This window comes from Microcoleus sp. OTE_8_concoct_300, assembly GCF_031383065.1.
Classification (GTDB): Bacteria; Cyanobacteriota; Cyanobacteriia; order Cyanobacteriales; family Microcoleaceae; genus Microcoleus.
In genome coordinates, this window is record NZ_JANMZH010000636.1 from 1 (window position 1) to 2038 (window position 2038).

The 2038-nt window shown below is 49.0% G+C and carries 1 protein-coding gene; it reads right to left on the reverse strand.

The features are described 5' to 3' along the window. Nucleotides 1-2036, reverse strand: a 2036-nt coding sequence (locus tag ACUVJL_RS28960; protein WP_445249004.1) for a VIT domain-containing protein, incomplete at its 3' end; no start/stop codon positions are given. Nucleotides 2037-2038 lie beyond the last annotated feature (2 nt).

Below are 2038 nucleotides of genomic sequence, written 5' to 3' on the forward strand. Positions count from 1 at the left end.
CGCGAAGAGCCGGATTGAGCAAAATTGACAGGTAAAATCTGCTCGTAAGCTGTGCCGCCGGCAAGAGTGCCGCGGATGCGAAGTTGGCCGGGGGCTCGATCGCTCTTTTTGCCAAACAAAACCAGTGGCCCACTCGCAAACAAATCCGGCGTAGCGATCGGATAAATCTCCGGTTTTTCCCCCATTCCTTCCCAACTAATTTGAATATTAGTCAATACCGGACTATTAATTTGACGAAAAAACTTTTCTACCGCAGATGCCGACGGTTCATCTTGGCGAATTACTTGAGACGTGCCTCTTCCCACTTCCGCCAAACGGTTGAGCAAAAACCGATTCACCGAACTGCCGACACCAAAACTATAAAGTCGATTTCCCGGTTTCAGACTCTGCTGAACCAGAGCCAGCACTTCATTTTCATTACCAATGTAACCGTCAGTAATTAGTACCACACTCCGCAGCCTTCCCCTTGCCGCTGCCGGAAAATTCATCACTGCTTGAATGCCGTTAAGCAGTTCAGTGCCACCGTTAGCCTGCAACTTGTCGATATAATTAATTGCCCTTTGTCGATTTTCTGCTGTATTCGCTAAAGGAGTTGTTGAAAGCGCTGTGGCAGTGTTGGCAAAATCAATAATAGTAAAAGTATCGTTGGGATTGAGCCCTTGAATGAAGCGGCGCATCAACTCCTGAGATTTTGCCAGCGGTTCGCCCTCCTGAGAACCGGAAGTATCCATCAGAAACACGACATCTTTAGGTACAATTTGATTAGTTTTGTAATTTAATGCCGGAATCAGATAAGTAGCAAAATGACCGCCCCGCTTGTCCGATTGAGTCAAAATAGTTGCCCGAGTATTTTCGCCCGCCACTCGATAGCGCAGAATTAAATCTTTATTGGGAATTGTGTCAGAGTTAGCTAATTGGACTCGTACAATATTTCCGCTGCGGTCAGTTGTAATTTGATGGGAAGTAGAGCGGACATCGCCGATCGCCACTCCGGCATCTATTTCTACCTTCACAGCGATATTGTGACCTGATCTTGTTCCCGGAGGCAAAACAGGCGGGTTAATGCGATCGGCATCGGTATTAACCCCCCCCTGCCCCCCCCTTGCTAAGGGGGGGAATTGAGAATCGCCCTCCCTTGCTAAGGGGGGGAATTGAGAATCGCCCTCCCTTGCTAAGGGGGGGAATTGAGAATCGCCCTCCCTTGCTAAGGGGGGGTTGGGGGGGGTCGTATTTCTCGCCCCTAGAGACTCAGAACTATCGCCCCCCCTGAGTAAGGGGAGGTTGGGGGGAATCGTATTTCTCGCCCCTGGAGACTCAGAACTATCGCCCCCCATTGAATTGGGGGGGTTGGGCGGGGTCAGATTTCCCGAAATATAGCGAGGCCCTACCACCATTGGAAACACAAATTCGTAATCGCCATCGGCAAACTTGAGACTTTCGGTATAGCGAATCGTAACTTCAATTTTTTCTCCCGGTTTGATATTCGCCAGAGACTGAGTAAAAATATTGGATCGTTCTTGTTCCAACAAACCCGCAGTCCGACCTTGCTGTCTGGCTTGTTCGTAAATTTCCAAAGCTTCCTCGCGGAGTTTGATATCAGCTTTAATAGTGCGATCGCCTATTTTAATTTCCATATCATCCACCGCCGCTTCGTCGGGCAAAGGAAATACATAAACAGCTTCTAAAGATTCGCCAAAAGGATTTTCAAACTTCTGAACAACTTCGACGCGGGAGATATTGCCAGCAATTTTGGCTTTAACTTCAGTCTGCTTGAGAGGAAAGACTTGTTCTCGGGCCGTATTTTGAGTTTTGACGAACAAACCGCCGACAGGACACCGATTTTGTGGCGATCGGGCCCCATTGCACTTAACATCGTTACTAGCGAGGATTTTTGGCGACAGAGACGAATAATTTTCCCCAGGAGCTTTTGCCCGCGCCGCATCTGGAGCGAGCCACGCGCCACACTCGATCGCAGCGAGCAATGCGATACCAGCAGAAAGCAACCGTTGGGGGGATAGAACGCAGACAAACTTCATAG